Source organism: Blautia sp. 1001283B150304_161114_C9, assembly GCF_015668165.1.
Taxonomy (GTDB): Bacteria; Bacillota; Clostridia; order Lachnospirales; family Lachnospiraceae; genus Blautia_A; species Blautia_A wexlerae.
Genome location: NZ_JADPGO010000008.1, coordinates 1 through 25,708, shown reverse-complemented (window position 1 = coordinate 25,708; position 25,708 = coordinate 1). Strand labels below are relative to the sequence as shown.

The 25,708-nt window shown below is 38.6% G+C and carries 31 protein-coding genes, 7 tRNA genes and 2 pseudogenes; 13 read left to right on the top strand and 27 right to left on the bottom strand.

The annotated features are described in order from the left end of the window. Window positions 1-135: 135 nt before the first annotated feature. The 4 genes from I4V44_RS05975 to I4V44_RS05960 all read right to left on the bottom strand — a co-directional run bounded on the left by I4V44_RS05975 (window position 136) and on the right by I4V44_RS05960 (window position 5,582). Window positions 136-1,368 (bottom strand): ABC transporter permease, encoded by a 1,233-nt coding sequence (locus tag I4V44_RS05975; protein WP_118339611.1) that lies wholly within the window; start codon window positions 1,366-1,368, stop codon window positions 136-138. Beyond that, window positions 1,361-3,193, bottom strand: coding sequence for an efflux RND transporter periplasmic adaptor subunit (locus tag I4V44_RS05970; protein WP_118339609.1), 1,833 nt, complete (start codon window positions 3,191-3,193; stop codon window positions 1,361-1,363). Before I4V44_RS05970 ends, I4V44_RS05975 begins: the two co-directional genes overlap by 8 nt. Window positions 3,194-3,218: 25 nt before the next feature. Beyond that, window positions 3,219-3,950, bottom strand: a complete 732-nt coding sequence (locus I4V44_RS05965; RefSeq protein ID WP_008708059.1) for an ABC transporter ATP-binding protein — start codon at window positions 3,948-3,950, stop codon at window positions 3,219-3,221. A gap of 240 nt (window positions 3,951-4,190) precedes the next feature. After that, window positions 4,191-5,582: an aminopeptidase gene (locus tag I4V44_RS05960; protein ID WP_022380787.1), complete on the bottom strand. Its 1,392-nt coding sequence runs from the start codon at window positions 5,580-5,582 to the stop codon at window positions 4,191-4,193. A gap of 275 nt (window positions 5,583-5,857) precedes the next feature. On the opposite strand from I4V44_RS05960, the gene I4V44_RS05955 reads away from it, so the two are divergent. Beyond that, window positions 5,858-7,600 carry an ABC-ATPase domain-containing protein gene (locus I4V44_RS05955; RefSeq protein ID WP_196002484.1) on the top strand — a complete coding sequence of 581 codons (1,743 nt, stop codon included), beginning with the start codon at window positions 5,858-5,860 and terminating at the stop codon, window positions 7,598-7,600. A 314-nt stretch (window positions 7,601-7,914) separates the two neighbouring features. Here the strand turns inward: I4V44_RS05955 and I4V44_RS05950 are convergent, their stop codons facing one another. The 4 genes from I4V44_RS05950 to I4V44_RS05935 all read right to left on the bottom strand — a co-directional run bounded on the left by I4V44_RS05950 (window position 7,915) and on the right by I4V44_RS05935 (window position 10,382). Then, window positions 7,915-9,063 carry a tyrosine-type recombinase/integrase gene (locus I4V44_RS05950; protein WP_196002483.1) on the bottom strand — a complete coding sequence of 383 codons (1,149 nt, stop codon included), beginning with the start codon at window positions 9,061-9,063 and terminating at the stop codon, window positions 7,915-7,917. Window positions 9,064-9,070: 7 nt separating this feature from the next. Next, window positions 9,071-9,211, bottom strand: a complete 141-nt coding sequence (locus I4V44_RS05945; RefSeq protein WP_196002482.1) for a hypothetical protein — start codon at window positions 9,209-9,211, stop codon at window positions 9,071-9,073. Between the two features lie 98 nt (window positions 9,212-9,309). Next, window positions 9,310-9,675, bottom strand: a complete 366-nt coding sequence (locus tag I4V44_RS05940) for a hypothetical protein (RefSeq protein ID WP_196002481.1) — start codon at window positions 9,673-9,675, stop codon at window positions 9,310-9,312. Window positions 9,676-10,037: 362 nt separating this feature from the next. Further along, complete coding sequence (locus tag I4V44_RS05935) at window positions 10,038-10,382, bottom strand: hypothetical protein (RefSeq protein ID WP_196002480.1); 345 nt, start codon at window positions 10,380-10,382, stop codon at window positions 10,038-10,040. A 350-nt stretch (window positions 10,383-10,732) separates the two neighbouring features. On the opposite strand from I4V44_RS05935, the gene I4V44_RS05930 reads away from it, so the two are divergent. The 3 genes from I4V44_RS05930 (at window position 10,733) to I4V44_RS05920 (ending at window position 11,565) form a co-directional block, all read left to right on the top strand. Next, the gene (locus I4V44_RS05930) at window positions 10,733-10,933 is read left to right on the top strand and encodes a hypothetical protein (RefSeq protein WP_196002479.1); all 201 of its coding nucleotides are present in this window, start codon (window positions 10,733-10,735) and stop codon (window positions 10,931-10,933) included. A 30-nt stretch (window positions 10,934-10,963) separates the two neighbouring features. Then, complete coding sequence (locus I4V44_RS05925) at window positions 10,964-11,149, top strand: hypothetical protein (protein WP_196002478.1); 186 nt, start codon at window positions 10,964-10,966, stop codon at window positions 11,147-11,149. Window positions 11,150-11,232: 83 nt separating this feature from the next. Beyond that, window positions 11,233-11,565, top strand: a complete 333-nt coding sequence (locus I4V44_RS05920; RefSeq protein WP_196002477.1) for an STAS-like domain-containing protein — start codon at window positions 11,233-11,235, stop codon at window positions 11,563-11,565. A 460-nt stretch (window positions 11,566-12,025) separates the two neighbouring features. Here I4V44_RS05920 and I4V44_RS17880 read toward each other — a convergent pair whose 3' ends face one another. Genes I4V44_RS17880 through I4V44_RS05900 form a run of 4 tightly spaced genes read right to left on the bottom strand, consistent with a single transcriptional unit; the run spans window position 12,026 to window position 14,273 of the window. Continuing rightward, entirely contained in the window at window positions 12,026-12,646 is a 621-nt protein-coding gene (locus I4V44_RS17880; RefSeq protein ID WP_196002476.1) for an HTH domain-containing protein, read from the bottom strand. Continuing rightward, window positions 12,643-13,401 (bottom strand): ATP-binding protein, encoded by a 759-nt coding sequence (locus I4V44_RS05910; protein ID WP_196002475.1) that lies wholly within the window; start codon window positions 13,399-13,401, stop codon window positions 12,643-12,645. The genes I4V44_RS17880 and I4V44_RS05910 overlap by 4 nt, the downstream gene beginning before the upstream one ends. Then, window positions 13,364-14,029 carry a helix-turn-helix domain-containing protein gene (locus I4V44_RS05905; protein ID WP_196002474.1) on the bottom strand — a complete coding sequence of 222 codons (666 nt, stop codon included), beginning with the start codon at window positions 14,027-14,029 and terminating at the stop codon, window positions 13,364-13,366. The genes I4V44_RS05910 and I4V44_RS05905 overlap by 38 nt, the downstream gene beginning before the upstream one ends. Before the next feature lie 46 nt (window positions 14,030-14,075). Then, a complete protein-coding gene (locus I4V44_RS05900; protein WP_026650261.1) occupies window positions 14,076-14,273 on the bottom strand; it encodes a hypothetical protein in 198 nt (65 codons plus the stop codon). 113 nt (window positions 14,274-14,386) lie between these two features. Here I4V44_RS05900 and I4V44_RS05895 point away from each other — a divergent pair, with 113 nt between their 5' ends. Both I4V44_RS05895 and I4V44_RS05890 read left to right on the top strand, forming a co-directional pair. Next, window positions 14,387-14,938 carry a helix-turn-helix domain-containing protein gene (locus I4V44_RS05895; protein ID WP_196002473.1) on the top strand — a complete coding sequence of 184 codons (552 nt, stop codon included), beginning with the start codon at window positions 14,387-14,389 and terminating at the stop codon, window positions 14,936-14,938. A 1,105-nt stretch (window positions 14,939-16,043) separates the two neighbouring features. Then, window positions 16,044-16,781 (top strand): FadR/GntR family transcriptional regulator, encoded by a 738-nt coding sequence (locus I4V44_RS05890; protein WP_118670195.1) that lies wholly within the window; start codon window positions 16,044-16,046, stop codon window positions 16,779-16,781. Between the two features lie 109 nt (window positions 16,782-16,890). Here I4V44_RS05890 and I4V44_RS05885 read toward each other — a convergent pair whose 3' ends face one another. Both I4V44_RS05885 and I4V44_RS18165 read right to left on the bottom strand, forming a co-directional pair. Next, complete coding sequence (locus I4V44_RS05885; protein ID WP_128867864.1) at window positions 16,891-17,181, bottom strand: DUF6809 family protein; 291 nt, start codon at window positions 17,179-17,181, stop codon at window positions 16,891-16,893. Window positions 17,182-17,212: 31 nt separating this feature from the next. Beyond that, window positions 17,213-17,317, bottom strand: a pseudogene (locus I4V44_RS18165) (DUF6783 domain-containing protein); the annotation flags it as partial. Between I4V44_RS18165 and I4V44_RS18160 the strand changes: the two are divergent. From I4V44_RS18160 to I4V44_RS05875, 3 genes and pseudogenes are all read left to right on the top strand, one after another. Further along, a pseudogene (locus I4V44_RS18160) lies at window positions 17,276-17,548 on the top strand (DUF6783 domain-containing protein). The pseudogenes I4V44_RS18165 and I4V44_RS18160 sit on opposite strands and share 42 nt — an antisense overlap. A 263-nt stretch (window positions 17,549-17,811) precedes the next feature. Beyond that, the gene (locus tag I4V44_RS05880; protein ID WP_025581347.1) at window positions 17,812-18,006 is read left to right on the top strand and encodes a hypothetical protein; all 195 of its coding nucleotides are present in this window, start codon (window positions 17,812-17,814) and stop codon (window positions 18,004-18,006) included. Window positions 18,007-18,189: 183 nt separating this feature from the next. Continuing rightward, a complete protein-coding gene (locus tag I4V44_RS05875; protein WP_022380784.1) occupies window positions 18,190-18,402 on the top strand; it encodes a FeoA family protein in 213 nt (70 codons plus the stop codon). A gap of 390 nt (window positions 18,403-18,792) precedes the next feature. On the opposite strand, the gene I4V44_RS05870 is transcribed toward I4V44_RS05875, so the two are convergent. The 5 genes from I4V44_RS05870 to I4V44_RS05850 form a co-directional block, all read right to left on the bottom strand. Further along, window positions 18,793-19,125 (bottom strand): DUF3784 domain-containing protein, encoded by a 333-nt coding sequence (locus I4V44_RS05870; RefSeq protein WP_117455464.1) that lies wholly within the window; start codon window positions 19,123-19,125, stop codon window positions 18,793-18,795. A 50-nt stretch (window positions 19,126-19,175) separates the two neighbouring features. Beyond that, window positions 19,176-19,493 (bottom strand): hypothetical protein, encoded by a 318-nt coding sequence (locus tag I4V44_RS05865; protein WP_005611085.1) that lies wholly within the window; start codon window positions 19,491-19,493, stop codon window positions 19,176-19,178. A gap of 154 nt (window positions 19,494-19,647) precedes the next feature. Then, window positions 19,648-20,394, bottom strand: a complete 747-nt coding sequence (locus I4V44_RS05860) for an alpha/beta fold hydrolase (protein WP_117455466.1) — start codon at window positions 20,392-20,394, stop codon at window positions 19,648-19,650. 53 nt (window positions 20,395-20,447) lie between these two features. Further along, window positions 20,448-20,783 (bottom strand): DUF3784 domain-containing protein, encoded by a 336-nt coding sequence (locus tag I4V44_RS05855; RefSeq protein ID WP_117455468.1) that lies wholly within the window; start codon window positions 20,781-20,783, stop codon window positions 20,448-20,450. A gap of 128 nt (window positions 20,784-20,911) precedes the next feature. Next, entirely contained in the window at window positions 20,912-21,127 is a 216-nt protein-coding gene (locus tag I4V44_RS05850; protein ID WP_004845965.1) for a helix-turn-helix domain-containing protein, read from the bottom strand. Between the two features lie 111 nt (window positions 21,128-21,238). Here I4V44_RS05850 and I4V44_RS05845 point away from each other — a divergent pair, with 111 nt between their 5' ends. Further along, a complete protein-coding gene (locus tag I4V44_RS05845; RefSeq protein ID WP_040015282.1) occupies window positions 21,239-21,556 on the top strand; it encodes a hypothetical protein in 318 nt (105 codons plus the stop codon). Window positions 21,557-21,714: 158 nt separating this feature from the next. On the opposite strand, the gene I4V44_RS05840 is transcribed toward I4V44_RS05845, so the two are convergent. Next, a complete protein-coding gene (locus I4V44_RS05840; RefSeq protein WP_005424130.1) occupies window positions 21,715-22,131 on the bottom strand; it encodes a helix-turn-helix domain-containing protein in 417 nt (138 codons plus the stop codon). Between the two features lie 159 nt (window positions 22,132-22,290). Between I4V44_RS05840 and I4V44_RS05835 the strand changes: the two genes are divergently transcribed. The 3 genes from I4V44_RS05835 to I4V44_RS05825 all read left to right on the top strand — a co-directional run bounded on the left by I4V44_RS05835 (window position 22,291) and on the right by I4V44_RS05825 (window position 24,836). Beyond that, window positions 22,291-22,611, top strand: coding sequence for a hypothetical protein (locus tag I4V44_RS05835; RefSeq protein ID WP_055195245.1), 321 nt, complete (start codon window positions 22,291-22,293; stop codon window positions 22,609-22,611). 142 nt (window positions 22,612-22,753) lie between these two features. Next, window positions 22,754-23,587 carry a rolling circle replication-associated protein gene (locus tag I4V44_RS05830; protein WP_173822866.1) on the top strand — a complete coding sequence of 278 codons (834 nt, stop codon included), beginning with the start codon at window positions 22,754-22,756 and terminating at the stop codon, window positions 23,585-23,587. Window positions 23,588-23,678: 91 nt separating this feature from the next. Further along, window positions 23,679-24,836, top strand: a complete 1,158-nt coding sequence (locus I4V44_RS05825; RefSeq protein WP_243004832.1) for a tyrosine-type recombinase/integrase — start codon at window positions 23,679-23,681, stop codon at window positions 24,834-24,836. A gap of 83 nt (window positions 24,837-24,919) precedes the next feature. Here I4V44_RS05825 and I4V44_RS05820 read toward each other — a convergent pair. The 7 genes from I4V44_RS05820 to I4V44_RS05790 form a co-directional block, all read right to left on the bottom strand. Beyond that, a tRNA-Leu gene (locus I4V44_RS05820) sits at window positions 24,920-25,005 on the bottom strand. Window positions 25,006-25,008: 3 nt separating this feature from the next. Beyond that, window positions 25,009-25,081 (bottom strand) — tRNA-Val (locus I4V44_RS05815). A gap of 42 nt (window positions 25,082-25,123) precedes the next feature. Further along, window positions 25,124-25,197, bottom strand: a tRNA-Asp gene (locus tag I4V44_RS05810). Between the two features lie 15 nt (window positions 25,198-25,212). Next, window positions 25,213-25,286: transfer RNA gene (locus tag I4V44_RS05805), tRNA-Ile, on the bottom strand. 4 nt (window positions 25,287-25,290) lie between these two features. Continuing rightward, window positions 25,291-25,363, bottom strand: a tRNA-Thr gene (locus tag I4V44_RS05800). Between the two features lie 48 nt (window positions 25,364-25,411). Then, a tRNA-Glu gene (locus I4V44_RS05795) sits at window positions 25,412-25,483 on the bottom strand. A gap of 4 nt (window positions 25,484-25,487) precedes the next feature. Further along, window positions 25,488-25,560 (bottom strand) — tRNA-Asn (locus I4V44_RS05790). Between the last annotated feature and the right edge of the window lie 148 nt (window positions 25,561-25,708).

Genomic DNA, 25,708 nt, shown 5'->3' with positions numbered 1-25,708 from the left:
CTGGAGCATTTGTCAACACTTTTTTTGAATTTTTTATTTTTTTCTTTTGATTCGCAAAATTATAACAATTTACAACTATTCTGTAATGATATCAGTATACAGGTACACCAAAATACCATCGCAGTCCTGTTTTCATTAATTCCGCCGCAAAGCCTCGATCGGGCTCAGTTTTGCTGCTTTCTTCGCAGGATAAATTCCAAAGAATACTCCTACTGCACAGGAAAACAAAGTCGCCGCCATAATTGTACTCAGGCTGATTCCCGGAGTGATGGACATTCCCATACTGCTGCTTATGATTGAACAGATCACATATCCGCCAATCACACCCAGAACAATTCCTATCACCCCTCCAATCACCGTCAGAATTGCCGCCTCTGCCAGAAACTGCATCATAATAGAAGAGGTTTTCGCTCCCAGTGACTTACGGATACCAATCTCTCTGGTACGTTCTGTTACGGAAACCAGCATAATATTCATAACGCCGATACCGCCAACCAGAAGGGAAATTCCCGCCACAAAGGAGATAAAAGCAGTCACCATATCCAGCATCTGATTCATAGAGCTCATAATATCCTGAAAGCTCTGTACCTGAAAGTAATCTTTTCCTGCACACTGATGTCTTTTTTCCATCAGTTTTACCACTTTGTCAGCAACATCCTGACTGTTTAAGTTCTTATCTGCCTGCATTGTTACTGAGAAAAAGTAATCGGATACACCGGTGAATTCATTCATTGTAGTATAGGGAACATTAATAGTCACCGGCATTCCCTCATAAGTATAACTGACAAAGGTTCCATTTTCTTTCTGGGTTGTCACCCCGCAGATACGAAGACTTTTGGTCAGTCCATAACAATTGACATCTACAGTCATTCCAACCACATCATCTGTGCCAAAGAGTCTTTTTGCATCTGCATCGGAAAGCACACAGACATTTTTTGCTTCCTGAACTTCATTTTCCCCGAAATATACTCCATGCTTCATGGTGGCATTATTTAACAGCTTTGCATCCGGTCCCTCACCCGTCAGCATAAGAGAAAAATTCCCCTTACCTGTGGTAGTTTCTCCACTGAATGAATCCGAAACATTTACTCCTTCTATACCGTCTACCGCCCGGATTGCTTCCACATCATCCGCAGTGATCCACTCCTCATCTGTCTGTGCCTCATCACTGACACTGATGGCAATCTGCCCGCCACCGATATCATCAATTTCACTGTTCATCTGGTTCTTGGTTCCTTCACCCACAGATACAATGGCAATTACAGAAGCAATGCCAATGATAATGCCAAGCATAGTCAGAAAAGAACGTCCCTTATTTGCCATAATGTTATGGACTGCCATCTTGATATATTCATACAGATTACTCATCGGCATCCTCTCCTGTCTGTTCAGGAACTGCCTGTACTTCCATTCCCTCTGTGTAATCACCCAGATCTGCGATTACTTCTTCTCCTTCTTTGATTCCGTCCGTAATTTCCACATAATCCTCTGAGCTGATTCCTGTGGTAATATTTCTCTTTGTCACCAGTCCATCTTCTATCACATAGCAGAAGGAGCCTTCTTTTCCGATATTGACCACTTCCACAGGAAGAGTCACCACATTTTTCGCAGAAGCCGCATAAATCTTAACCTTTGCATCTACTCCCAGGAAAATATCTTCATCTGGATTATCAATGCTTACTGTTGCTGAAATGACCGGCGTTCCTTTTTCATTCTGCACCGCAATATGACTCATTTTTGTTACAGTACCCTGATAAGTATTATCCCCCAAGGTAATCTCAACAGACTGCCCCTCTTTCACTGTATTATAATCATATTTAGAGAGAGTCACATCCACACTTGCCTTGTCTGTATTCTCAATAGTAAACAGTTCCATACCCTGAGTAACTGCTGCTCCCTGCTTAATATCTGCCTTGGATATGATTCCGTTAAATTCCGCGGTGATTCCTTTCTTTCCTTCCTTCACCAGTTCCTCGGCTGATTTTGCGTCCAGTTCGGAAAGATTATCTGTTACTTTCAGTTTCTCTTTTTCTTCTTTTGTCAGGCTTGTGGAATCTGCCTCTGCGATAGCTTTCTCAGAAGCCAAATCTGACTGAAGCTCTGCAAGTTCATCGCTTGCTGTCTCAAGTGCACTTTCCAGAGCAGAAGTATCCGCAGTTACTGTCCCGCCATCACTTCCACTGTAATCATATCCGTAGGAGGAAGAATCTTCCCCATCGCTGTCATCTGCATCTGAACCGTCTGAAATTCCCCATGAGTAATCTGCACTGCTTTCTATGAAATCAGAAAGTACCGGCATTTTCGGTGTCTGCTGCTTAAGATCATTATAAGTCTGCTGTGCCTGCTGCATTGCGAGCTGTGCCTGTGTTCTTGCAGCCTCCGCATTATCCAGAGCCTGTGTATTCTCATCTGAAGGGTCTGCCTGCCATGTTGCAAATGCCATCTGATATGTGGTGTCTGCCTGATTATAATCGCTTTGTGCCTGATTATACTGTGCATTCAGATCTGAGAGCTGCTGCTGGTACTGCGGAAGAGTCTCCGTCTTGTATGTATAAAGTGCGGCCTGATATTTACTCTGGATTTCCTCCTGTTTCTTTGCCTCTGCCTGGGCTTTTGCCTGAGCTTCCTGCTGCTGTGCCTGAGCCTGAGCTGCTGCCTGTGCGGATGCCTGAGCTGCCGCTTCACGCTGTGCCGCTGCTGCTGCCGCTGAAATCTGTGATTTCAGAGACGAGACATAAGCTTTTTTATCCTTTATTTTCTTCTCAAGCTCCTGAACATTCTTTTTGGCATCCTTCTGCTTCTTCTCTGCTTTGTCAGATTTATTTCTTGTATCCTTTGTATCATACTTTGTTGATTTCAGATTCAGTTCTGCTTTCCGATTATCTTTCTCCAGATCCTCTGTATTAAACTCGATCAGTTTTGTTCCCTTTTTCACCACATCTCCCTGGGCAAAAGAAACCGTTTTCAGCTCTGCATTTACAGGAGAATAATAGGTCTTCTCCTCTTCACTTCCCACTGTTCCTGTAGCATCTACAATTTCCTCAACATCACCCTTCTCTGCAATTACCACCTGAACCTGCGGGATCTGATTTTCTGTGGAATTCCTCTGACCTGCTACTGTAACTCCGCCGGCAACAACGAGAACAGCCGCTGCTCCAATAATAATTTTCTTTTTACTTTTCTTTTTTTTCATAATATTTGTCTCCTTGTAACCGGGTTTATGCATCCAGCTGATTTTTTATATATTCTTCTTTCCCATAGTTTTTATTGATAAAATCTGACTCTATCTTTCCATCCATAATTCTGACTACACGCCTTGCCTGAGCAGCAATCCCATTATCATGTGTGATCAATATGACCGTTTTTCCCTGCTCGTGCATACTTTTAAGAATCTGAAGAATCTCCTTACTGGATGCAGAATCCAGATTTCCTGTAGGTTCATCTGCCAGGATCACCGGTGGCTGGGCCGCGATTGCTCTTGCAATAGCCACCCTCTGCTGCTGTCCTCCTGACATTTCATTTGGTCTGTGATCCATACGTTTCTCAAGCCCTACCATGGTCAGTGACTCTACTGCCAGCTTATGTCTCGTTTTTCTGTCTACCCCTCTGTAAACCAGCGGTAATTCCACATTTTCAATTGCAGTCAGATTTGAGATCAGATTAAATCCCTGAAAAATAAATCCGATCTCCCGGTTTCTGACTTCTGAGAGTTCATTGTCTTCCATTGTGGACACATCAGTTCCATTCAGAAAATATTCGCCGGATGTAGGCACATCCAGACAACCCAGCATATTCATAAATGTAGACTTTCCTGAACCTGACTGTCCGATAATAGCAACAAACTCACCCTTATTAATTTCCAGATTAATATGATCCAGCGCCCGTACTTCATTCTCGCCGGGATTATATATTTTACACAAATCTTTTACTCTGATCAGCGCTTCCTCCATCTTTCCCTCCCGTCTATTAAATATCCTGCTCCAATCCAGATCTTACAGAATCGCAACCTGTCTTTCGTAAGATATCAGAAATACCTTTTACAATCATAACCTCACTTATATGTTAAAAGGGCAGCGCTTCAGTTTTCCAAAAGCTCTGCCCTTATCTGCGGAATCTGCAAGTCTCTGTTATCAGAAACGATACAGCTTCCACGATTTCTTCATATTTTTATTCCGCATCTGCCTGACTTTTTATGCTTCCAGCAGAAATGCCTTATATGCTTTCTTAGCTTCGTAAATATCTGCCTTACTTGTCACTTCCCATGGTGCATGCATACTGAGCACTGCCACACCGCTGTCAATGACTTCCATTCCATAAAGTGCTGCGATATAAGCGATTGTTCCGCCTCCGCCTACATCAACTTTACCAAGCTCAGCTGTCTGGAACGCAACTTCATGGCTGTCAAAAATATTTCTGACTCTTGCCACATATTCTGCATTTGCATCATTCGAGCCGGATTTACCTCTTGCTCCGGTAAATTTATTTAATACGATACCTCTTCCAAGATAAGCTGCATTCTTTTTCTCAAATGCCTCCCCATAAGCCGGATCATAGCCTGCACTTACATCAGAGGAAAGCATACTGGAATTCTTCAGAGTTCTTCTCAATCTCAGATCACTGTAGCATCCCATTGCATCCAGAAGTTCAGCCACTGCGTTCTCAAAGAAACGTGACTGCATACCGGTTGCACCTACGCTTCCAATCTCTTCTTTATCAGTAAACAGACAGCAGGAAGTGTGTTTCGGGGTGTCCATCCCAAGCATTGCAAGCAGAGAAGTATATGCGCACACTCTGTCATCCTGTCCATAAGCAGCGATCATACTTCTGTCCAGACCACACTCTCTTGCCTTTCCTGCCGGTACGATCTCCAGCTCTGCAGAAAGAAAATCTTCCTCTTCCATATCATACTTCTCTTTAAGGATATTCAATACATTCTGTTTTACTGCCTCTTTCTTCTTATCATCTTCCAGGTCTTTCAGTGGTCTGCTGCCGATCAGGATGTCCAGATTCTCTCCCTCAATCACTTCTGCCGCTTTTTTCTGCATCTGCTTTCCTGCAAGATGGATCAGAAGGTCTGTGATATATACGATCGGATCATCCTCATCCTCACCGATATTTACTTCTGCTGTACTTCCGTCTTTCTTTACCACTACGCCATGGATTGCCAGGGGAAGAGTCACCCACTGGTATTTCTTAACACCGCCATAATAATGGGTATCCAGATATGCAAGATCCGTATCCTCATATAATGGATTCTGTTTGACATCAAGACGTGGAGAATCAATGTGTGCTCCCAGAATATTCATTCCCTCAGAAATATCATCCTGTCCGATATGAAACAGTGCAATGATCTTCTTCATTCCGACTGTATAAACTTTATCTCCTGCTTTCAGTTTCTCACCCTTCGCAGTCTTCTCTTCCAGAGATTCATAACCTGCTGCCCGTGCTTCTCTGATGATCTGCGTCACACATTCACGCTCTGTTTTTCCCACATTAAGAAAATTGCGATACGCTTTTGCAACCTGCTCCAGTTCTTTTTCTTCTGCTTCTGTATAAGAAAGCCATGCATTTCTACGTTCCATTTACTGTTCCGCCTTTCTTTATGACTGTCATTCATAGTATTGCTTTGATAACGGTAACTATTCATCAGTTCGCTATTATGTAATGATATTGAACAATTACCTGTTTTTCATTATAAAACATCCTCTGAAAATTTTCCATATGATTAATATTTATTTGTCAGTGGACATTATGATTCATTTCCGCTATAGTTGATGGCAGGTTAATGTTTCTCCTCTCAAATTCATTATTTGCGAGGATTATTATAAAAATATCTGCAATACCAGGAGGTTCTGTCATGAAAAATTCAGAGGAACTGCGTCAGCAGCTTCGTTCCATAAACCGCAAAAGTTATCCGGCATATAAAGGGCTGAAAGGTCTGTATCATTTTGGAAATTATATTCTGTCCATCGACCATGTGCAGGGAGATCCTTTTGCTTCTCCCTCTCATGTCAGCATTCAGATTTCACACAGAGATGCCGGATTTCCCGTCGAATATTATAAAGATACGCTTACCGGGACTACTCTTTGCGACTATCTTACACGTCAGTTTGAAAAACAGGTCAGTCAGTACAGCTTTCGTGCAAAAGGCTCCGGAAAAAGCGGCCTGCTCACTGTCAGTCATTGTGGTCAGGAGATTCTTTCCCGGACAGCCTGTGAAATAACAGAAAAAGGCATAACCGCCCGCTTTTTTGTGGGCTTCCCTGCTAATGGCCGCACGATCAATGCCACTGAACTGGAGAAAATCCTTTTTGATTTTCTGCCTGTATGCATTCAAAAATCCTTTTTCTATTCCAGCCTTAATGCAAAGGAATTACAGAATTATATAGAGCTTGCAGAGGATCAGGAATTTATCCGTCAGACGCTGCCCGCAAAAAATCTCTGCGCATTCATAGCCGACGGCTCCATCCTCCCAAGAGAAAGCGGTATTTCCTCCCGCCCTATGAAAGCTTCCGTTCCCTTTACTTCTCCGGACAGTCTGCGCATTTCCATAAATCTTCCCCATAAAGGAAAAATCACAGGCATGGGGATTCCAAAGGGAATCACTCTGATCGTAGGCGGTGGATATCATGGCAAATCCACGCTTCTGAATGCACTTGAACTTGGTGTATACAATCATATCCCCGGAGATGGACGTGAATACGTGATCACAGATGCAACTGCTGTCAAACTGCGTTCAGAAGATGGCCGTTTTATCAAGGATGTGGATATTTCCATGTTTATAAATGATCTTCCAAACAAGAAAGATACCCGCTGTTTCTCTACACTGGATGCCAGTGGAAGCACTTCCCAGGCAGCCGGTATCGTAGAAAGCATGGAAGCCGGAAGCCACCTTTTTCTTCTTGACGAAGACACCTCCGCAACTAACTTCATGGTTCGTGATGCTTTCATGCAGCAGGTTATCCAGCGTGAGAAAGAGCCGATCACTCCGTTTCTGGAGCGTGCAGAGGATCTTTATAAAAAAGCAGGGATTTCTACAATTCTTGTTGCCGGAAGTTCCGGGGCATTCTTTCATATTGCAGATACAATTATCCAGATGGACAATTACGTTCCAAAAGATATTACAGCTTCTGTCAAAAAATTATGCAGCCAATATCCTCTGCCTGCTGTTTCAGTTACTGATTTTCAGCTTCCGCACAGCCATCGCATTATGAGCAGACCTGCCGAATCTTCTAAGCGCCTCAGACATAACAGTCGTGGAAATCATTCCGATTCCGGTGCCGCAAAACCTGAGCGCCTGAAAACCAGAATCTCCGGAACAGATGGCTTCTCTCTCGGCAGACAGGAGATTGATCTCCGCTATACAGAACAGCTTATTGACGCAGAACAGACCGCTGCCTTAAGTCTCCTGCTGAAATATGCAGTTGAACATCTGGCAGACGGCAGACGTACCCTGCCTGAGATTGTGCAGTTTCTCTGGAAAAATCTCTCTTTACATGGTCTGTCCTTCTTTACGGAGAATCAAAAAATTTCCTGTGGTTACGCTACTCCCCGTATTCAGGAAATTTATGCCTGTCTTAATCGTTACAGAGGTTTATAAGAAAGAATCCTGCTTCAGTGACATAATAAAATCACCGCTTCTCCGTCGATCTTGTCGGCTAAGCGGTGATTCACGTTCATTTTACACTTTTTAGGGAAAGGAAAGATTTTCTCTTAAGGTACGTCATTTCCTTAAGATGTAAATATCATAACCTATAAATGTGAGAGAAATTTGTCTAATTTCTAATATAATTATAAAATCTATAAAAAAACTGCAAAGAATGTTGATTTTGCGGGATTCCCGGAATGCAAATTTTAGTTTTACCCCAATTATTACCCCAATCCGCTGATTTTATTCATAAAAAGAGGCAGCAGTTATAAAACTGCCACCCCAATAAAACCATTTTCTACTTGTTTCATTTCCTGCTGCTTTGTACTCGGAAGAACATGAGCGTACAGATCTGCTGTCATAGCCAGGCTACTATGTCCCAGAATTTTCTGGAGCGTCTGCATATTCCCACCCTCTTCTATATATCGTGTCGCAAATGTATCTCTGAAAGCATGGTGGGTAAATCTCTCAATCTCTATACCCTGCTGCCGGAGTCTCTTTAAAACATTGTTTATAGAAAACACCACTGTAGAAGATGCCACCGCCTTGGATCCGTTGCTCCCGATAAATATATTGCTGTCCATTTTCCTCGCAACAATTTCGCCGTAAATCATAGCCATTTTCTTTCTCTGCATCTGCAGAACCTTTTTAATTGTATCATTCATAGGAATATCACGTTTACTTGTCTCTGATTTCGGAGAAGTCTCTATAATCCCTCCGCCTTGTTTCCAGCTCACTGTTTTAGTCACATGAATCACATTATTGATATAATCTATATCCTGCCATTTCAGAGCCACAATCTCATTAAGTCTCATTCCGGTACATAAGGAAAAGCAAAAGAACTCATAAAGCCACTCCTGTTTAGCTTCCTGGATAAATGCCTGCTGTTCCTCTCTGGTTAATGCCCGGTGAATAGTTTCACTTGCTTTCGGTCTGTCGTCCATTCTCAGTGGCTTCACACTGGCAGCAGGATTCTTGATAATAATCTCATCATCAACTGCTGCATTTAATACCGTTTTTAATAATACTATAACGCTGTTAGTTGTTGATGCACTCAGTTTTTGTGCCAAATTTTGCTGAAGCTTTACAATCTCACGCTTCTCAATCTTCTGAAGCTTGGTTTCTCCCAACACTGACTTGATATGATTGTTATACCTTGACCGGTTCATCTTGATACTGCTGTCCTTAATCACTCCTGTTCTGGATTTTTCCCACTCATCAAAATAAGAGTCCAGCGTTATATTCCTGTTGGAAGTATACAGCCCTGCTTTTATCTCTTCACGCATCAGGGTTTCATTTTCTGTGCATTCCTTCACATTGTGCCCATAAGCACTGTAACGTTTGCCGTCCACAGTAAAACGCTTTTCAAATAATCCATTTGCTTTCTTCCTCATTCCTGACGGGATTCTTGCCATTTATACCTCACTCCTTCCTACCAGCCCTCTCAATCAGCTCCATCAGCTCTCTGTGTCTCTGATTAAACTCTTCACTGTTCACCTGCAGGTGTTTTTCTTCCTGGTCCACCAACTTATCAAGCATCTGCTTAAACTCTTTGTCATTCATACGATCACCCCTGTATATAAAAGAGCCGGCCCAACTGCTGCCATATTACAGGTCCCTAGTTGCGCCGGCGCAATTTCTTTTTTATCAAATCATATCTCTTAGCTCTGTTTAAGTACTTTTCCCTTTATGATAAGTGAATCTGCAAATTCTTCAATTTCTTTCCATACTTCTGAATTTCCCATCTCCAAAAGAGCCCATAATTCTTTTTTTAATGGCAGGCTTTTCCCCATCAATATATAACCCTTCGCAAAGCCAAGCAATTCTATTTGTGCATCTGGATTAAGTTCATCAAACTTTACATCAATTCTTAGAAGTGGATTATCTATATCGTCTTCGTTATATTTTTCTGCCATTTTCTTTCTAAGCCATTCGTCAATACGGTATTTTTTATATTTTTCCTGGTCCTTAATATACATAACTTTACAAACTGCATTTTTCTCTGCTATCTCGTCGTTTTTATACATTTTGTCACCTCTTTTTCATTTCCCGTTATCTCATTATCTAATTCGGTTATTTGCTCCAAAACTTGGTAACCATCTTAATCCAGTTTTTCAGTATGTTCAGATTTCAGCTTTTCATTTCCTTCCAGATATGCGTAATACAATGTTTCAATCATTATTTTTTCCTCCTGCATTTCTTTTTTGCCCGGAAGATGATATACTCAATACATCCGGGCTTATGGGTATTTGCCTTGGATCTACAAGTCCTTATCAGTGGTGGTGCACTGGTAGGGGCTTTTCTTATCTTTTTCCATGAGTGTAATCGTAATACAATGTAGACATCACACCAGACAGGAAAATAACTATTACATCTAAAACTGTCATTTCTATGCCTCCTGTACAATTGGCTGGACCTGAGAGATACCAAAGAAACTTGCTTTATACTCTTTGTTATCTCCTCTACTTCCCCAGATCAGTGAGCAACCAAACAATGCCTTGGAACCATGAACCACTTTATAACCAAGTTCTTTCCATTTGCTGTATGTATTGGTTTTCTCGGTGACTCCGGCTACCTGTTTTGCTGTTTCAATCCTCTTTGCGTTGATTTCCTCGGCCTTAGCTGATAACCATGCTCTGTGAAGCGATTCTGCAAAGTTAATACCTTTTTCTTTGTTCTGGCGGTAAATCTTCCATGCCTTCAGCATGATCTTTGATAAATTGTACGTTCTCATATATGCCCCTTTCTGAATCAGCCCCAGCAGGCATTAAGCATCTATCGTTCTACTCAGTGCATCTCAATCTCTCTTATCCTGTTTCCCGGTGTTATGTGGTACTCTTGCTTTCCCTTTTGGTACTCCCGTCCACCTTCGCTGATTCTGTTATTTTCCTGTTCCTTTGAACTGATTATATTATATATCTATTTACACCAATAGTACATTGGCACTTTAACTATATTTACACCAATATATTTAAGCATTTTCTATATTTACATCAATAGATTTTTATAATATACTTCAGTTATGGTGGAGAAAATAAACCTATCTCTACCGCCTTTTATTATACTTAGAAAGTAGGTGCAAACATGCCAGAGGAAAATAAGGTAAGTAAGGCTCAACAAAAAGCTGTAAATAAATATGTTAAAAACAATTACGATCGCATTAATGTAACCTTTCCTAAAGGCCAAAAGGAAGTTATCATGCAGGCAGCAGAAGCTGCCGGCGAAAGTGTAAACGGCTACATCAAAAAAGCAGTAGATCAGCGGATGGAACGCGACAACGCATAACCACTATTATTCACAAAAGGATGTGCTCTCATGGCAAAACGTCTATATACCTGTGACGATATTATGAATTTACCTGACTTTATCCAAGTCGAATTAATTGACGGAGTAATCTATACAGATGACTGGACCAATCTAAAAATTGATGAGGAAGTTTTCCAGAATCCACCATCTGAAGATCATCACGTTACCTATCGTCTTTCTATCGTAAAGGACTAAAGCAACAATTTTGTAGATTAAGTTAAAGGGAAAATAATTATTTCCGATAATACTCATATATACAAATTAAAGGAGGAACAACCATGAAAATCAAAGTAAGCTCTTTCTCAAAAGAAGCTGCAACCAAGTCCAAAGGATTAGTCCTGAGAGAGGAAATAGAAAAAGGGCTTCATACTGCAGATGAGATTAATGTTGATTTCTCTGATATTAATCGTTTTGCATCCCCATTTTTTAACAACAGTTTTGCTGCCCTTGCTTTAAAATACGGATTCGATAGAATTGAAAAAATCTCCTGCCTGAATCTTTCAAATGTAGGACTGGATGCCTATGAGTCATCCATGGAAAATGCAAAAATGCTTTCTTCCAGTCCTGAGTTTGCAGCTAAAATGACGATGATAACGATTTTGCCTCTGTAGACGGAATAAAACTCTACACTGCTAATACGACTTCTCTTTCTATCCTTACATACACACATAAGAAATAGCCGCCCTGCTCTCTGGTAAAGAATAGGCGGCTACATCTTAGCTAAACATATTTGCCAGGACGGGACCCAACCTCCCTTACTGGCTGTCTTGATAAGTATCATCATATGCCAGCTTCAGAAATTTGTCAATTTTCCATTTGCTTACACTCTCACCTGTTGCAGCTTCACTTATTTAATTGATCGAAGCATTATTTCAGTGATACCCTTTAATATCTCCAAGCCATTTGTTACCCTATAATAAGTGGCTATTTTCGTTTGTTCCGCTTTCCCCTATATTCAAGTACACTTGCACTGTTTTCATCCATTCTCGTCCTTTTTACGCATTATATAATACAAGTATTCGTCTTAATTCGGCATAGCTCCAGAAGCCTTAAATCGCTCTATTTCAACCATTAAATTTTCGTAGTAAATATTCTCTCTGCAAGTTCTTCCACTGCTTTATTTTTATCATTATATATTGTCACTCTGCTTACTTTATAAGCTTCCGCTAAACTTTGCATTGTCAATGGTTCATCTGCTATATAAAGAGAAAATACTACATCATAACGTCTTTGATTGGTTGCATCTCCTCTCTGGCAATATTGCCAATATTCATCAAATATCAAATCGATGGTATGAATAATATCTGCAGTTCTATCCGAAGAGCTTCTAAGCTCATTTATAAATTCATCCGGATCCTTATTTCTCATTAAAGAATCAAACCACTTCCAACTCTCTTTATAATTTTCTGCACGTTGATATCGATCTAATATTGCTTTTTCGCATCCTTGTTTTATTTTTCTATATCCCTTTAAAATAAACTGAGTGTTTTGAATTGCCCGTTCTCGCTTTAAAATATCTGATATCTTCTTTTCTGACAATTGTTCATCAGCAACTAATCCTTTTTTCAAATCACTTTTGACAGCCTCAAGAACTTCTGCAGATATTTCGTTTTTCCATTGTTGTAGTTGATCAGTTTCAATCAAAACAGCTTTTACTTGTTCTCCATTTATTTTTAAACGTAGTTTTTTCACGGCAATACCTCTTTTAAAAACTCGTTTTGTTCCATTTCTGCTTTCTTTCTCCGCAAACTTTCTTCCGGCATTTGTAATTCCACACTGACTTTTACAATCCTGTCTCTGGTCCTTGCGTCCACATTCAGATTGTCTGTACTCATGTTTGAAGTGTAGATTGTGACATTTCCGTCTTCCATACGCTTGTTAATCAACCGAAACAATTCTTGTCTCTGCCAGTCTTTGTCTGCCTGTGCACCGATATCATCCAACACCAACAATTTACATTCCCGGTACACTTCGCTCGAATCCAACTCACCTCTGTCTCTCTTATAACTATCTCCGACTACACTTATGTAATCCGGAGCCGTAATAAACCGCATCTGCAGGTCATACTTCATCATCAGGGATCTTGCAAGGCAGCAGGCAAGGAATGTTTTACCACTTCCCGTTGTTTTGCTCCAAAGATATAATCCTTTTCCCTGTTTTTCCCATCTGCTAAACTCATTGACAAAATTCGTAACAATCTTTCGGAAATTCTCCATTCTGCTTTTATATGCTTCAAAATTAAACTTTGTAAGATCCGCACTACAATACTCCGGTGGTACACCTGTCTGATCATTTATTCGCCTTTTTCCCTTACACTTTGAACATCTTCTTGTAAATTCCAATGGTTCCTTATAGCCTTCTGGAGTTTCTCTATAGATTTCCCATCCAGTGCCATGACACACAGGACACTCACCATAACCGGACGGAATTTGTTGGTTCTGCTTCATCTCTCGCTACTCCTTCCTGATCTTTTCTCACCCAGGTTCTAACTGCTGCTTTCCAATTCTTCATTTTGTTTTTTCCAACCATCCAGCCCTTACACTCATAAAAATCAACAAAGCGCTGAGCATCAAGGGTATAACTATTTTCCAGACAATACTGTCTTACCTCTTCTACTGTAGGTGGAACAAATCTTGAAGTCTTTTTCCTTTGAATTGCTTTTGGTGGAGTATCAACCTCTGGTTGTACACATATATCTTTATTATTGTTATTGTTTATATTGTTACTGTTTATATTGTTATTGTTAGTTGCCCTATGAGCCGTATACCGTTTACCCGTATACTCATTTTGGGGAATCGGCTTTTCACTTATCCCGACTTCATGAGTTAACTTGTATACTACTTTTTGAAATTTACCTTTATTGTCCTTAGTTTGTCTCTTTTCAACAACACCTGCCGCCACCAAAGCATTAATCTGGCGATAAAAGGTATCTTTCCCCATTCCCATTTCTGCAATAATTGTTGCCACGCTCGGATAACATTCATCAGATGTGCCACAGAAAGAAGATAAATACGCATACAATCCCTTGGCTGCTGGAGAGAGAGTTTTATTCCTTGTAACCTCCTGATAAACCATACCGTACCCTCCTTTTTTCATTCATCTGCACAAAGTCCTTTCTATTTTATTCACTGATCATGTCAATGTATTTCTGCACTTTTTTCACATTCCAAAGTACTCTTCGGCCACTTTGAACCTTTGCTTCAGCATCTGTGCCAATCCTTACTGCTGCCGCTCTCCCTGCACATAGCATCTGCTTCAACTCTTCCGTATCAACCAGCAGCTTTGGTGCTTCACACTCTTGTTTCTTTGTTTTTCTCATATTTTATCTGCCCCTTTCATGTTTTAAGTTATTTTATCCTTGACAAATTCATTTTAACAGGTTTTAATATGTATTAACAGACGTACTAATCCCATATATAAGGAGTGATTTATTTGGGTAGAAAACGTGTTTTATTACGTAGTTTGGGTGAAAAGATCAAAAGTCTTAGAAAAAGAAAAAGTTTAACTCAGGAAGAATTTGCAGTGAATTTAAATATCAGTCTTGATACTGTTAAAAATTGGGAACAAGGATATAACTATCCATCAGTAGATATGTTGGTTACTATTGCAGAATATTTTAAATGTGATTTTGACTACCTCTTAGGTAAACAAGATACGCCTAACAAAGAATACAAACATTTCTCTGAATATACCGGCCTATCTGAAGAGGCAATCAAAACTTTGCTTTATTTTTGTCGAAAAGGTTCTGTACTTCCGGAGATTTTAGAAAATAAGGATTTTATTTTTTACTTAGATGAAATTATAAATGAAAAATATAAAGCTTTTTTCAAATTTTACTTTCATAATCCTGATGATTTCTCAATGAACTCAGAAGATACTATTGAATATACCAACCTTGGCCGTGCAGCCAAACTCGAACTTTACAACTGCCTAAGTGATTTTATAAATAATGCACGAAAAAAAAGAGATCTGGAGCCTATTTAAAAACTCGCAAGGTCCTGACATTCATATCTCCACAAATTTTGGTTATATAAGCTTTTCTTAAATACAGCGTTACAATAGATTTTGTTCTCTTTTCTAAAAATGAACGTTCGGATAAAATAGCGAACACTCTGTATTTCAAAGTACCAAGCTTTCGGAGTATACGCTGTATTCGTTTCGTTTCGGCATACGCCCAAGGCAGCAGACCTCTATACTGCTGCCATAAAAAAATGATGCTCTGACAGAAGGCGTAGAAATTTCTGCGTCTTTCACAGATAAACAATATAATATACTTACCTGGGGAACTGGGGGACGTGCTCTTTACCAAATCCGGACACCTTACGGAGGAGGTGAAGTTTATGAGCGATTACGAGACATTTATGATTATTTTGACAACTGCTAATCTGATCATAGCTATACTTACATACGCGCATAAAAAATAGCCGTCCTGAACTTTGGCGAGTTGGCGGCTATTTTTTAGCTAACTATTTTCGCCGGGTCGGGTGAAGTGCACTCACCTTCCGGCTCCCTTGTTAAGTATATTATACAAATCGCTGAAATATTTGTCAAACTGTATTTATTGCTATTCTTGCACTGTATAAGCCATTACACCACACATATCTTTTGTACCCCAATTTTTACCCCAATAGACAATTATCATCAGATAAAAAAATACTGCTATTTGACATATAGAGATAAAATACCTTTTGTAAAATTTCCAGTAAACACAAGGGTTTGAGACCTTTTCAAATGTAGTATAATGCCACTAGATAAAAGCAGATAATCCATAGCACATAGAATTATAAAATTTATTAAAAAACTGCAAAAATTTGTTACTGTTCACTCCGTTCTCAGCAACACAAAAATTTTACACTTTTAGAAATTTTGCAGGAATCAGTTGCATCTCCCTTTCAATCCGTTATAATATTAGATGTATGTAACTATTTAATAATCAAAGAAATCTCTGCGGAACAGTTATCTGATATAGAGCTGCATAACACAACAAAGGTTAGTACACCGTTTTCGAAATAACTATACCACTCACTTGTCTGCGAATCCGATTGGTATAGTTATTTACGAAACGATGTACCAGGAAAGAGGAAAATAAATGTTTAGAAAAATAGATAAAACCAGTACATTCAACGATGTTCTGAAACAAATTATCGAAAATATCCAAAACGGAGAATTACAACCCGGCGACGCACTTCCTGCTGAACGTATTCTGGCAGAAGAATTCGGAATCTCCAGACCAGCATTACGAGAAGTCCTGAAGGCTCTTTCCCTGCTCGGGATTACTGTCAGCGTACATGGCGGTGCCAATTATATTGCAAATGATCTTCACAGCTGTCTTACTGAACCTCTGTCTATCATATTTCAAATGTACAACAGCAAAATTCAGGATGCATTGCAGCTTCGAGGCGCACTGGAAAGCAAAGCTGCTTTTCTCGCCGCCCAAAACTGTACACCGCTGGATGCTGCTGAACTCCAGCTTATCATTGCCAGACTGGACAGCACTCAGGATGAAAAAATCCGCGGTGATCTGGATCGTGATCTGCATCTGAAAATTGCTCAGATTTCTGCCAATCCATTAATACTGAGTGTCTTAAATGCCTCTGCACAGATTACCGAAAATATGATCGTTGGAATACGTTCCTATCTTATGCAGAAAAATAACGATGCACCGGAGATTGATTCCCAGCACACTCGGCTTGTTCAGGCAATAACCAATAATGATGCACCTCTTGCAGAAAAAGTTATGAACGAACATATGCATACTATAGAATATCTCCTGAATGAAATTACGTCTGACAACCTCACAATTTCTGATAACATTCAACAACCATAAATTACCCTGATCATGTTATCAAAAATTATATGTCAGACCCACTTATCAAACCTATGGCAATCCTCTAAAATCATACTTTATCTGGAGAATTGCCATATCTGCTTTACAATCATTCTGTTTCTTCACCAAAAACCTCGCACATCAGCCTTGCCCCTGTTTTAAATCCCATGGCAAAACTTTCTTCCAGCTCCTGTGGATATATTTCCATATGTTTATTCATCAGTTCATCCAGTTCTTCAGCAAGCTCATCTGTCAGTTGAACTCTCAATTTCTGATAGCACTGGTATGCCGCCTCTTTTTTCGCTTTACATAAATCATCATGTATTTCTGACATTTCATTTTCTTCCCCATTGTCATTATCCATATACATACCATACAATTTCCGAATCACATTTTCCATATATTTACCCAGTCTCTCTGAAAATATTTATTTACTGCATTCTAGAGCGTGTCTGAAAAAGGCTTTCTGCAAGATGTGCGTCACAATTTGTGGGATATTTTGCCCGGATGAGGGCGCCGTAGCGGGCTACGGCAACTGAATTCAGGTGAAATATCCCGCAAAGTGGGGCGTGCAGATTGCGGGAATGATTTTTCAGACACACTCTAATGTTACAAGTATTCCCCACATATTCATAACTCACTCATACTATCGCATCAAATTGATTCTTACAACAGTCTCGCAGGATAACCTTTCTATTTCAAAGCGGAGAAAAGTAATACTAATATGTATTATAAATTTGTGTTATATCAATGTCAATCCTGTGTAACTATACTTTATATCATAACAGTGATTACGGAGATCAAAATTATAGCAATCCTCGTAAATAATGCATTTAAGACAGTTCAGCAGAGTGCGAAAGACAAGGAAGATATCTGCAGGCGTGCTGACGCACGACAAAGATATCTGACGCAGGATTTCACACTCTGATGGGCTGGATTAAGATGCATTATTTCAGAGAATTGCTATAGAATAAGCAATATCAATTATGATAACCATTCACTAATAAATGTTTATACAGGAGGGATAATCATGCCAAACGACTTTATTGTCCGGCCAAAATGTACAGATAAAAAAGAAGACAGATCAATCACCATGACCATTCGCCTTGAACGTGAACTGCAGGAACAATATGATGACTTGTCTGCCAAAAGCGGACGCTCAAGAAATGAATTAATGTGCATGGCACTCCGCTATGCTCTTGATAATCTGAAATTTATCGAATAAATTATATGTATATGCGGAAAAAAGTCCCTGAAAATATCTGAATAAATGAATGATTATTTAAGTATTGTATGAAATAATGTTATAATTGACGAACTAATACTCATAGATATACAATTACTTCAATAACAGCAATAAATTATCTGACATTATTTACCATATTACTTTATACAGGGAGGTTTTTTTATGCATTCATTATCAGATTCTACTCAGGGATACACTTACACCATTAAATGGATGTTCGGATTGCCGGAAGTTATGAAATCCATGCACGATATGGATATTCATGAAGGCAGCACAATTCGTGTTCTCCGCAAATTCCACGATTCTCTGATTATTTCTTCTGCAAACCGAAAGATTGTTCTTGGAAATGAAGTTGCAGACAGAATACAGGTATAGTGCTTTATATTTAAATGTGGCGAAATTTACAAGACAAAGGCCGGATAAATGCTGTAACATTCAGCATTTATCCGGCTTATTCTTATCTCTGTTCTATCAGGCATCAGTTCTCCGTCTTAATAATTGTTCTCTGAATTATAAGAAGAAAGAAACGCAGATGAGGTATACAACTGTAAAAATTGTATTCAAGTGTGTTCAAAACCTATAAGCAAAAAAATAAGAGAAACGCTGTGAAATCAACGTTTCTCTCACTTAAAATCATGCCGCAGACCGGAATCGAACCGTTTTTCTTAATCTCAAATACTGATAGAAAGGGGCTTTGAAGACTTCATCACGGTTGCGGTGTTCAAAAAGTGTTCAAACGTTTGTCGCATACAAACTAAAAAGTTGTTACTTTCTGCATAGTGTATTTTCTAAAATGATAATTACTACGACATCAACCAAAATAATCCCCAATGCAATATATACAAAAAATGCAGGCAAAATATTTTCAAGCAAGCCCATTGTCAATGCAAGAATTGCTATAATAGACATTCCAATTCCCATTGTTCTGCATAACTTCTTTTCATCATATTTTTCCTTTTCTTCTTTTGAAGCCGTATTATATCCGGAAATAAACCAACTCCCGTGTCCAGAAAGTAAAATAATAGAAAATACAGCAAATATCACAAAGACAATCCACACTATCCAATCAGAACCTGTTGCTAAATCTACTAATTTCATTTATAAGCACCTCCTTAAATTCCGTTTTTCTTAATTCGATAAACTTGAATTTATACCCGGTACTTGTCTCGATTTATAGTCATATCAACCAAATGAAATACAAGTAAGATAATAAAAAAAACGGAAACTATTATTATTCCTGCGCCCAGCTTGATAAAATCAATTATACCGCCAAGACAAAAGAGCATTGCCCATGTCTTAATCCGTTTTCCAGTAACTCTGCATATTTTCTCTGTGTTTAATCCAGTATAATCTCCTGATAAAAACAGCACACTTCTTTCTGTATTCCTTGATTTGATAAAAAATCTTCCAACAAAAAAGAGAACAGTTGCCATCAGTAAATCAATAAATATAATTATTATTTTCATTTTCAACACCTCTAATTCTAAGTTCACAACTTCAAATTGTTTTAATTCTTCTCAGTTCCACCTTCTTTCCCTTCGGACAAGAAGTATCCCTCGCTCAAAGAGCTCGGTCAATTCAAATCTTCTATTGCTTTCAGTCTCTGCTGAAGACTGAAAGTTACCTTCGCTTTACTATTTCTAATAGTTTTCTCACATAATCATTTGCGTGGTTTATTGAAAACTCTCCATGATACATATTAGGAAGAACTTGTATAAAACTATCCTGCAATTTTTCATGAATGATTTTAGCGGATTTTTTCATTGATTGCTTTTCTTTTTCTCCAACATAAATTTGAACGGTTGCTTCACACTCTCCAATGCCATCTTTTAGTGAATATACTGAGTTTTCCTGTAAAAAGGCAATCATATCACTCTTTCTAATAGCACAAGTATCTTTGTAATATTCATCAAACAAATTCGACTTTATTCGTAGTGATTTGAATTGCAATTTTGAAAACCACTTATACTTTATTAAGCCATAGCAACTTCCAAACGCCGGTTTAATCATAGAATATGTAAATTTTGAAGGTATCACAAGTACACTTTCCACTATTGCATACTTACATATATCTTTGCGTTGAGATAAAATTTCAAGCAAAATCTGCCCTCCAAGCGATAGTCCTCCCATCATTAAAACAGAACCGCCCAATTTGCTATTTACAAATTCTATAATATCCAAAGCATTATTCTCTATCGTTGTAAACTGCTTATCACATCCTGCATGACCATCTAATATAGGCAAAACCACATGATAATCTGTTTGAAGTCTTTCAGCAACCTCTTTGTAATTCCACCATGATAAACCGCCTCCGTGTAAGAGGATAATTACATCGCTGTTTTCTTTTCCATATTCTACATAATTCAACCTCTTTCACCTCACTGTAAACTTCCGATTTTCTCAATTCTCCAAACTTGAATTTACTTTAATAAATATTTTTCAAACGCTTTATGATTATCAAAGTGGACTTCTCTAAAAAACAGAACTAACCAAATAATATAGGTTGGTATAGCTATATATGGGGTTAAAAAGCAGGATAATAATGCTCCTGCCAACATTATAATAGCCCACATAAAGCACTGATTTCTTATATCACGAGAGATATGAGCTTTATCATACAATGCCTGTTCTTCTTTAGAAAATGAATTAAATCCTGAAACAAATTTTGCTGCTTTTGCCTTAAAAATCGCAAATAAAACACCTATAATCAGAAATGGTATTACCAAAATTATACACGACCAAAATCCTATATTCATAATACATACCTCCGCTTCAAACTTTGATTTCTCTGTTTCATGTTATTCACAGTATAATTCCATTTTATAAAATATTCAATTAAAAAGGTATGCGAATATTTTTTATTTCCGCATACCCATTTATCACTTTATTCTTTTACATATCGAATTAACTCACCAATTTCACATTCAAAATAGTTGCATAGTTTACAGATTAAATTTGCATCCAGTCTTTGAAATTCATTTCTGCAATATCTATTGAAATTTGACCTTGGGATATCGAGTTCCTTACAAATCATATTCTTACTGATACCTTTTTCTTGTAACAGTTCTTCTATTCTTAATTCTAAATGTCCATAATTCATGTTCCGCACCTCTACATAAAGTATATTTATTAAATCTTTATGTAGTAATTCACTATATAGTGAGGTACTATATAGTCAGTCCCTTGTTAATAACACAAAAGAGGTATGTACATGAAAAAGAAAATCATAGCAACAATCACAATGCTCTGTTTACTGACCGTTCTCTATAATTATCTCAGACTGCCGGACTATCATATTACTAACAGCATATCCTTTAGCAGTGCAGATACCAGAGATACTGAATTGACTGTAATTGTTTACAAATGTTGGGAAATTGATGGATTAATCAAAGACATTGAAAATGAACATAACAAAATCAATGGTACGCCTACCACCTTGGAAATCAAGCTCTATTATCCAACTTATTACTTGCACAATAATAGCAAACCATTCCGAACTACAACCATTGAATATAATAAAAAAGAATAGCACTCTATTACTGCTTTTGAAGTAGTATCGGCTATTCCCTCTCCTTATATTCTTTTGTTCGTATTTTCGCAAACTAACGTTCCGCAAGGATGCCCAGTGCGACGGTTCCTAACAGGGCGGCGGGTCGACTGGGCAAGTGGACGGCTGAAAAGCATTTTCTACTCAACGACATATTTAACGTTTGATTCTCTCCGTCCCTCATATTTCTCCTGTGCCAACAGTTTATCAAGAAATTCTGACACTTCTTCCATGTCTTCACTGTCTATCAAATCCAGTTTTATCAATACATCAAGGTCTGTCTGATTCTTCGGTTGTATTGAGATCGGCTGAGATGTATCCACAACCACTTTCAACTGTTTTGTCTTATTTGCTGTTTCAATATCCGTAGTTAATCCCATAACGTGGCTTTTACTCACGCCGAATATCTGTGATAATTTTTCCCATATAGATTCATCTCTCGGCGTTCCGTTTCCATTTTCATAGTTCGTAAGCATACTTTGTGAAATGCCTAATTCTTTTGCAAGTTCCGCAACGGTTATATTCTTTTCTTTCCGCAATTCTTTTATTTTATTCATAGCGAACCTCCTTTATAAGCACATTATATTTCATCAAATTTTCTCTGTCAATCTTTTTATCGGATATTCAGATATTTTCTATTGACATTCTGCAACGCTTGTTTTATCATAAGATTATCTTAATATCTGATAATCAGATATCTGTAAGGAGGTGAAACGATGATTAGAGGAAATGACTTTATTTTAAATCCAGACAAACTGCAAGAGGAATTTCAGTTAGTAGAAGTTTCCGACTGGATAGACTTTTCTACAAAAGAAAAATTAGGATTCTACTATACAGTTCTTCTTCCAAAATTAAAGTTTGAGAAAGTCAAAGTAGGCATTAAAGCCAACACAGCGATTGTTACCAACGAGGAACTTGAACAAAAAGGGCAGATTCCAGTCTCATTTGATGGCTTACATACTTGGGCTAGTCTCTATAATGGACGTCTTTCTGTCAAAGCAGAAGCTTCCAATATCAGAAAAGTGGAAATGAAATAATTTCCCTACTATGTCAGCCAGTCAGTGCCGGACAACGTCATAGGTGCTGAACTGGCTGACCTCTATACTTGATATATAAAACAACATCTTCCGAAAACAATCGGAACATTCATTACAAAAATTGGGATATGAGGTGATATTCGTGAGCAAAACAAAAGAGTGTTTTGCATACAATACGAAAATCATTGAAACTCCTACTACAAAAGAAGTATATATTTACGAAAACCCTATTTTTATTCACTCGAAAGAAAAGGCAGATTTAACAGACATAAGTAACCGAAAAAAATTTGATGAAATGTCAGCTCATAAGCAATATGACAGTTTAAAACGCAAGCAGAAGCATTACGAACAGGCTCGTTGGGATATTGCCCGTATTGTTGACTGCAACTTTGATAACAGAACAAAATTTGTAACACTGACATTTAAAGAAAACATTCAGGAAATCCTGATAACCAACAGAGAATTTAAGTATTTTATCCAGCGATTAAATTATTATTTGTATCATACCAAAACCCAGTTATTAAAATACCTTGCAACGTGGGAGAAACAGAAGCGTGGAGCAATCCATTATCATGTTATTTTCTTTGATTTTCCGTATATAGCAAAAGAAAAATTACAGAATTTATGGTCACATGGATTTATTAAAATCAATCGCATTGATGTAGACAGCAAAGAAAACAGAGGTCGTTATCTTAGCAAGTATTTTGGAAAAGACCTTGATTTGAAAGAACATAAGAAAAAAGCCTTTTTTAAATCTCAAAATCTGAAAGTTCCACACGAAACAAAAGTCATGCTGACCGAAGACATTTTACATGACTTACAAAAAGAAAATATCGTCTTTCAGAAAGAATACACAAGGCAAATTTACGATACCAACGCTTTCTTATCTACTGGTTCATGCTTAAAGGACAGCAGTGTTATCTACATCAAAATTAAAAAAGAAAATCCTTGCGTAAAGGGGGAATCTTATGGATAATCCCGTTACGTTTTCAGATATAACATTATTGAATACGTTAGCCACCTGTGCTAACATGAGCACAGATGAAGTCTTCAAAGATTTTAAAATTATGGCAAATAAAAAAATCTTGAAGAATCACAAATATGAAATTTATTACTCGGAATCAGAAAAAAGCTGGCGTACTTATTTACCCGATGAAACCAAACCTAACAAACGCCGTCCTGTTAAGAGGAAGAGTAAAGAGAACCTTGAAAAAGAAATCATCAGATTTTATCTCGAAAAGCAGAAAGCTGAAAACCGTCAGAATGTCACACTGGAAGAATTATATGTTGAATGGCTTTTGTATAAAAGAGATTATACTTCCGTAAAAGCAAAAACAATTCAAGAGTATGTATCTGAATGGAATAGATTTTTCAAAGATACAGAACTTGTTAAAATGAAGATAGGCGAAATCAAACCAATCACGCTTATCCGCTTTTTCAGAGAAGCTACAAAAGACCGACAGTTCACGCACAAGCGAGTCAGTAATGCCCGTTCTGTTTTGAATGGAGTAATGAGTTATGCGATCGAAGAAGAAATTATATCACATAATCCTGTCTCTGATGTGAATTTCAAACAGTTTACCTATAAGCCAGTAGAAGTACAAAGTGACAATGTATTTTCTCGTGATGATACGCATAAGTTATTAAATTATCTTCGGTGTATCATAGAGCCATATTCTCTTGCAATACAGTTATCTTTCTATCTGTTTATCCGTGTTGGAGAAACAAAAGCTATCCGTTGGGAAGATATTGACTACAATAACAGGCTTGTATATCTTCACAGACAGGCGACCTGTGAACGTACATTGAATGATGATTTAACATTCTCAAGCCGAAAAGTAAAAGTAGTAAATCAAATGAAAGGAAATACTTCTCATGGATTCCGTAAACAGTTCCTTACAGACGAAGCACTTAAAATTCTTCACAAAGCAAAGGAATTAAATCCAAATGGAATATATGTCTTTGAACCCAACGGCGAGATTATGACAACAGACAGCTTTAATCGCCGTTTGAAGAAATATTGCAAAGAAGCCGGTGTTCCTTATCATTCCAGTCATAAAATCCGCTTTTACAATGCTTCAACAGCTTTTGACGGAAATAATCTTACAACCCTTAGTTATTTAATGGGGCATAGTGAGACAGCTACAACATTGCATTACTTGCGGAATGTCAATAAGAGGAAGAATGACAGGCTTGCTTTTCAGAATCTTGGTATTTCATCATAAAGTGTTCAAAGGTGTTCAAACTTTTTGAAGCAAAAAAATAAGAGAAACGCTGTAAATTCAACGTTTCTCCTACTTTTTACTAATGCCGCAGACCGGAATCGAACCGGTACGGGTATCACTACCCACGGGATTTTAAGTCCCGGGCGTCTGCCAGTTCCGCCACTGCGGCATATGGAACCTATAGGGCTCGAACCTATGACCCTCTGCTTGTAAGGCAGATGCTCTCCCAGCTGAGCTAAGATTCCATATACTTATGCAATTTACCAAACTCGTCAGCAAATTGCTAACGACCCAGAAGAGACTCGAACTCTCGACCTTCGCCGTGACAGGGCGACGCTCTAACCAACTGAGCCACTGGGCCAAAATAATTTAAAAATGGACCTTCGGGGACTCGAACCCAGGACCGACCGGTTATGAGCCGGTTGCTCTAACCAACTGAGCTAAAGGTCCAAAAAGCCGATGATCGGACTCGAACCGATAACCTGCTGATTACAAATCAGCTGCTCTGCCAATTGAGCCACATCGGCATGTTGTAACAGAATCAAGCCTCAAAAATCACATTTCCATTATTTAAATGACTCCAAGGGGATTTGAACCCCTGTTACCGCCGTGAAAGGGCGGTGTCTTAACCGCTTGACCATGGAGCCAAAACTCCCCCTGTTGGACTCGAACCAACGACACTGCGGTTAACAGCCGCATGCTCTACCGACTGAGCTAAGGAGGAATAAAGGTTTTTGCACCTTCAAAACTACATACATGTTGACATTTCCTTGAGATTCATTCTTCCTGCGATTCTTGGTCAAGCCCTCACCCGATTAGTAACAGTCAGCTCCATGCATTGCTGCACTTCCACCTCTGCCCTATCTACCTCG

What these genes read in the sequence shown, in the direction of transcription:
- I4V44_RS05920 (WP_196002477.1), top strand. Translation starts at nt 11,233, where the DNA reads ATGAAAATCAAAGTAAGCTCTTTCTCAAAAGAAGCTGCAACCAAGTCC.
- I4V44_RS05845 (WP_040015282.1), top strand. Translation starts at nt 21,239, where the DNA reads ATGAAAAAGAAAATCATAGCAACAATCACAATGCTCTGTTTACTGACC.
- I4V44_RS05880 (WP_025581347.1), top strand. Translation starts at nt 17,812, where the DNA reads ATGCCAAACGACTTTATTGTCCGGCCAAAATGTACAGATAAAAAAGAA.
- I4V44_RS05885 (WP_128867864.1), bottom strand. Translation starts at nt 17,181, where the DNA reads ATGGAAAATGTGATTCGGAAATTGTATGGTATGTATATGGATAATGAC.
- I4V44_RS05890 (WP_118670195.1), top strand. Translation starts at nt 16,044, where the DNA reads ATGTTTAGAAAAATAGATAAAACCAGTACATTCAACGATGTTCTGAAA.
- I4V44_RS05970 (WP_118339609.1), bottom strand. Translation starts at nt 3,193, where the DNA reads ATGAAAAAAAAGAAAAGTAAAAAGAAAATTATTATTGGAGCAGCGGCT.
- I4V44_RS05955 (WP_196002484.1), top strand. Translation starts at nt 5,858, where the DNA reads ATGAAAAATTCAGAGGAACTGCGTCAGCAGCTTCGTTCCATAAACCGC.
- I4V44_RS05935 (WP_196002480.1), bottom strand. Translation starts at nt 10,382, where the DNA reads ATGAGAACGTACAATTTATCAAAGATCATGCTGAAGGCATGGAAGATT.
- I4V44_RS05940 (WP_196002481.1), bottom strand. Translation starts at nt 9,675, where the DNA reads ATGTATAAAAACGACGAGATAGCAGAGAAAAATGCAGTTTGTAAAGTT.
- I4V44_RS05850 (WP_004845965.1), bottom strand. Translation starts at nt 21,127, where the DNA reads ATGAATTATGGACATTTAGAATTAAGAATAGAAGAACTGTTACAAGAA.
- I4V44_RS05960 (WP_022380787.1), bottom strand. Translation starts at nt 5,582, where the DNA reads ATGGAACGTAGAAATGCATGGCTTTCTTATACAGAAGCAGAAGAAAAA.
- I4V44_RS05950 (WP_196002483.1), bottom strand. Translation starts at nt 9,063, where the DNA reads ATGGCAAGAATCCCGTCAGGAATGAGGAAGAAAGCAAATGGATTATTT.
- I4V44_RS05875 (WP_022380784.1), top strand. Translation starts at nt 18,190, where the DNA reads ATGCATTCATTATCAGATTCTACTCAGGGATACACTTACACCATTAAA.
- I4V44_RS05965 (WP_008708059.1), bottom strand. Translation starts at nt 3,950, where the DNA reads ATGGAGGAAGCGCTGATCAGAGTAAAAGATTTGTGTAAAATATATAAT.
- I4V44_RS05945 (WP_196002482.1), bottom strand. Translation starts at nt 9,211, where the DNA reads ATGAATGACAAAGAGTTTAAGCAGATGCTTGATAAGTTGGTGGACCAG.
- I4V44_RS05840 (WP_005424130.1), bottom strand. Translation starts at nt 22,131, where the DNA reads ATGAATAAAATAAAAGAATTGCGGAAAGAAAAGAATATAACCGTTGCG.
- I4V44_RS05825 (WP_243004832.1), top strand. Translation starts at nt 23,679, where the DNA reads ATGGCAAATAAAAAAATCTTGAAGAATCACAAATATGAAATTTATTAC.
- I4V44_RS05870 (WP_117455464.1), bottom strand. Translation starts at nt 19,125, where the DNA reads ATGAAATTAGTAGATTTAGCAACAGGTTCTGATTGGATAGTGTGGATT.
- I4V44_RS05930 (WP_196002479.1), top strand. Translation starts at nt 10,733, where the DNA reads ATGCCAGAGGAAAATAAGGTAAGTAAGGCTCAACAAAAAGCTGTAAAT.
- I4V44_RS05900 (WP_026650261.1), bottom strand. Translation starts at nt 14,273, where the DNA reads ATGAGAAAAACAAAGAAACAAGAGTGTGAAGCACCAAAGCTGCTGGTT.
- I4V44_RS05905 (WP_196002474.1), bottom strand. Translation starts at nt 14,029, where the DNA reads ATGGTTTATCAGGAGGTTACAAGGAATAAAACTCTCTCTCCAGCAGCC.
- I4V44_RS05925 (WP_196002478.1), top strand. Translation starts at nt 10,964, where the DNA reads ATGGCAAAACGTCTATATACCTGTGACGATATTATGAATTTACCTGAC.
- I4V44_RS05865 (WP_005611085.1), bottom strand. Translation starts at nt 19,493, where the DNA reads ATGAAAATAATAATTATATTTATTGATTTACTGATGGCAACTGTTCTC.
- I4V44_RS05975 (WP_118339611.1), bottom strand. Translation starts at nt 1,368, where the DNA reads ATGAGTAATCTGTATGAATATATCAAGATGGCAGTCCATAACATTATG.
- I4V44_RS05855 (WP_117455468.1), bottom strand. Translation starts at nt 20,783, where the DNA reads ATGAATATAGGATTTTGGTCGTGTATAATTTTGGTAATACCATTTCTG.
- I4V44_RS05910 (WP_196002475.1), bottom strand. Translation starts at nt 13,401, where the DNA reads ATGAAGCAGAACCAACAAATTCCGTCCGGTTATGGTGAGTGTCCTGTG.
- I4V44_RS05835 (WP_055195245.1), top strand. Translation starts at nt 22,291, where the DNA reads ATGATTAGAGGAAATGACTTTATTTTAAATCCAGACAAACTGCAAGAG.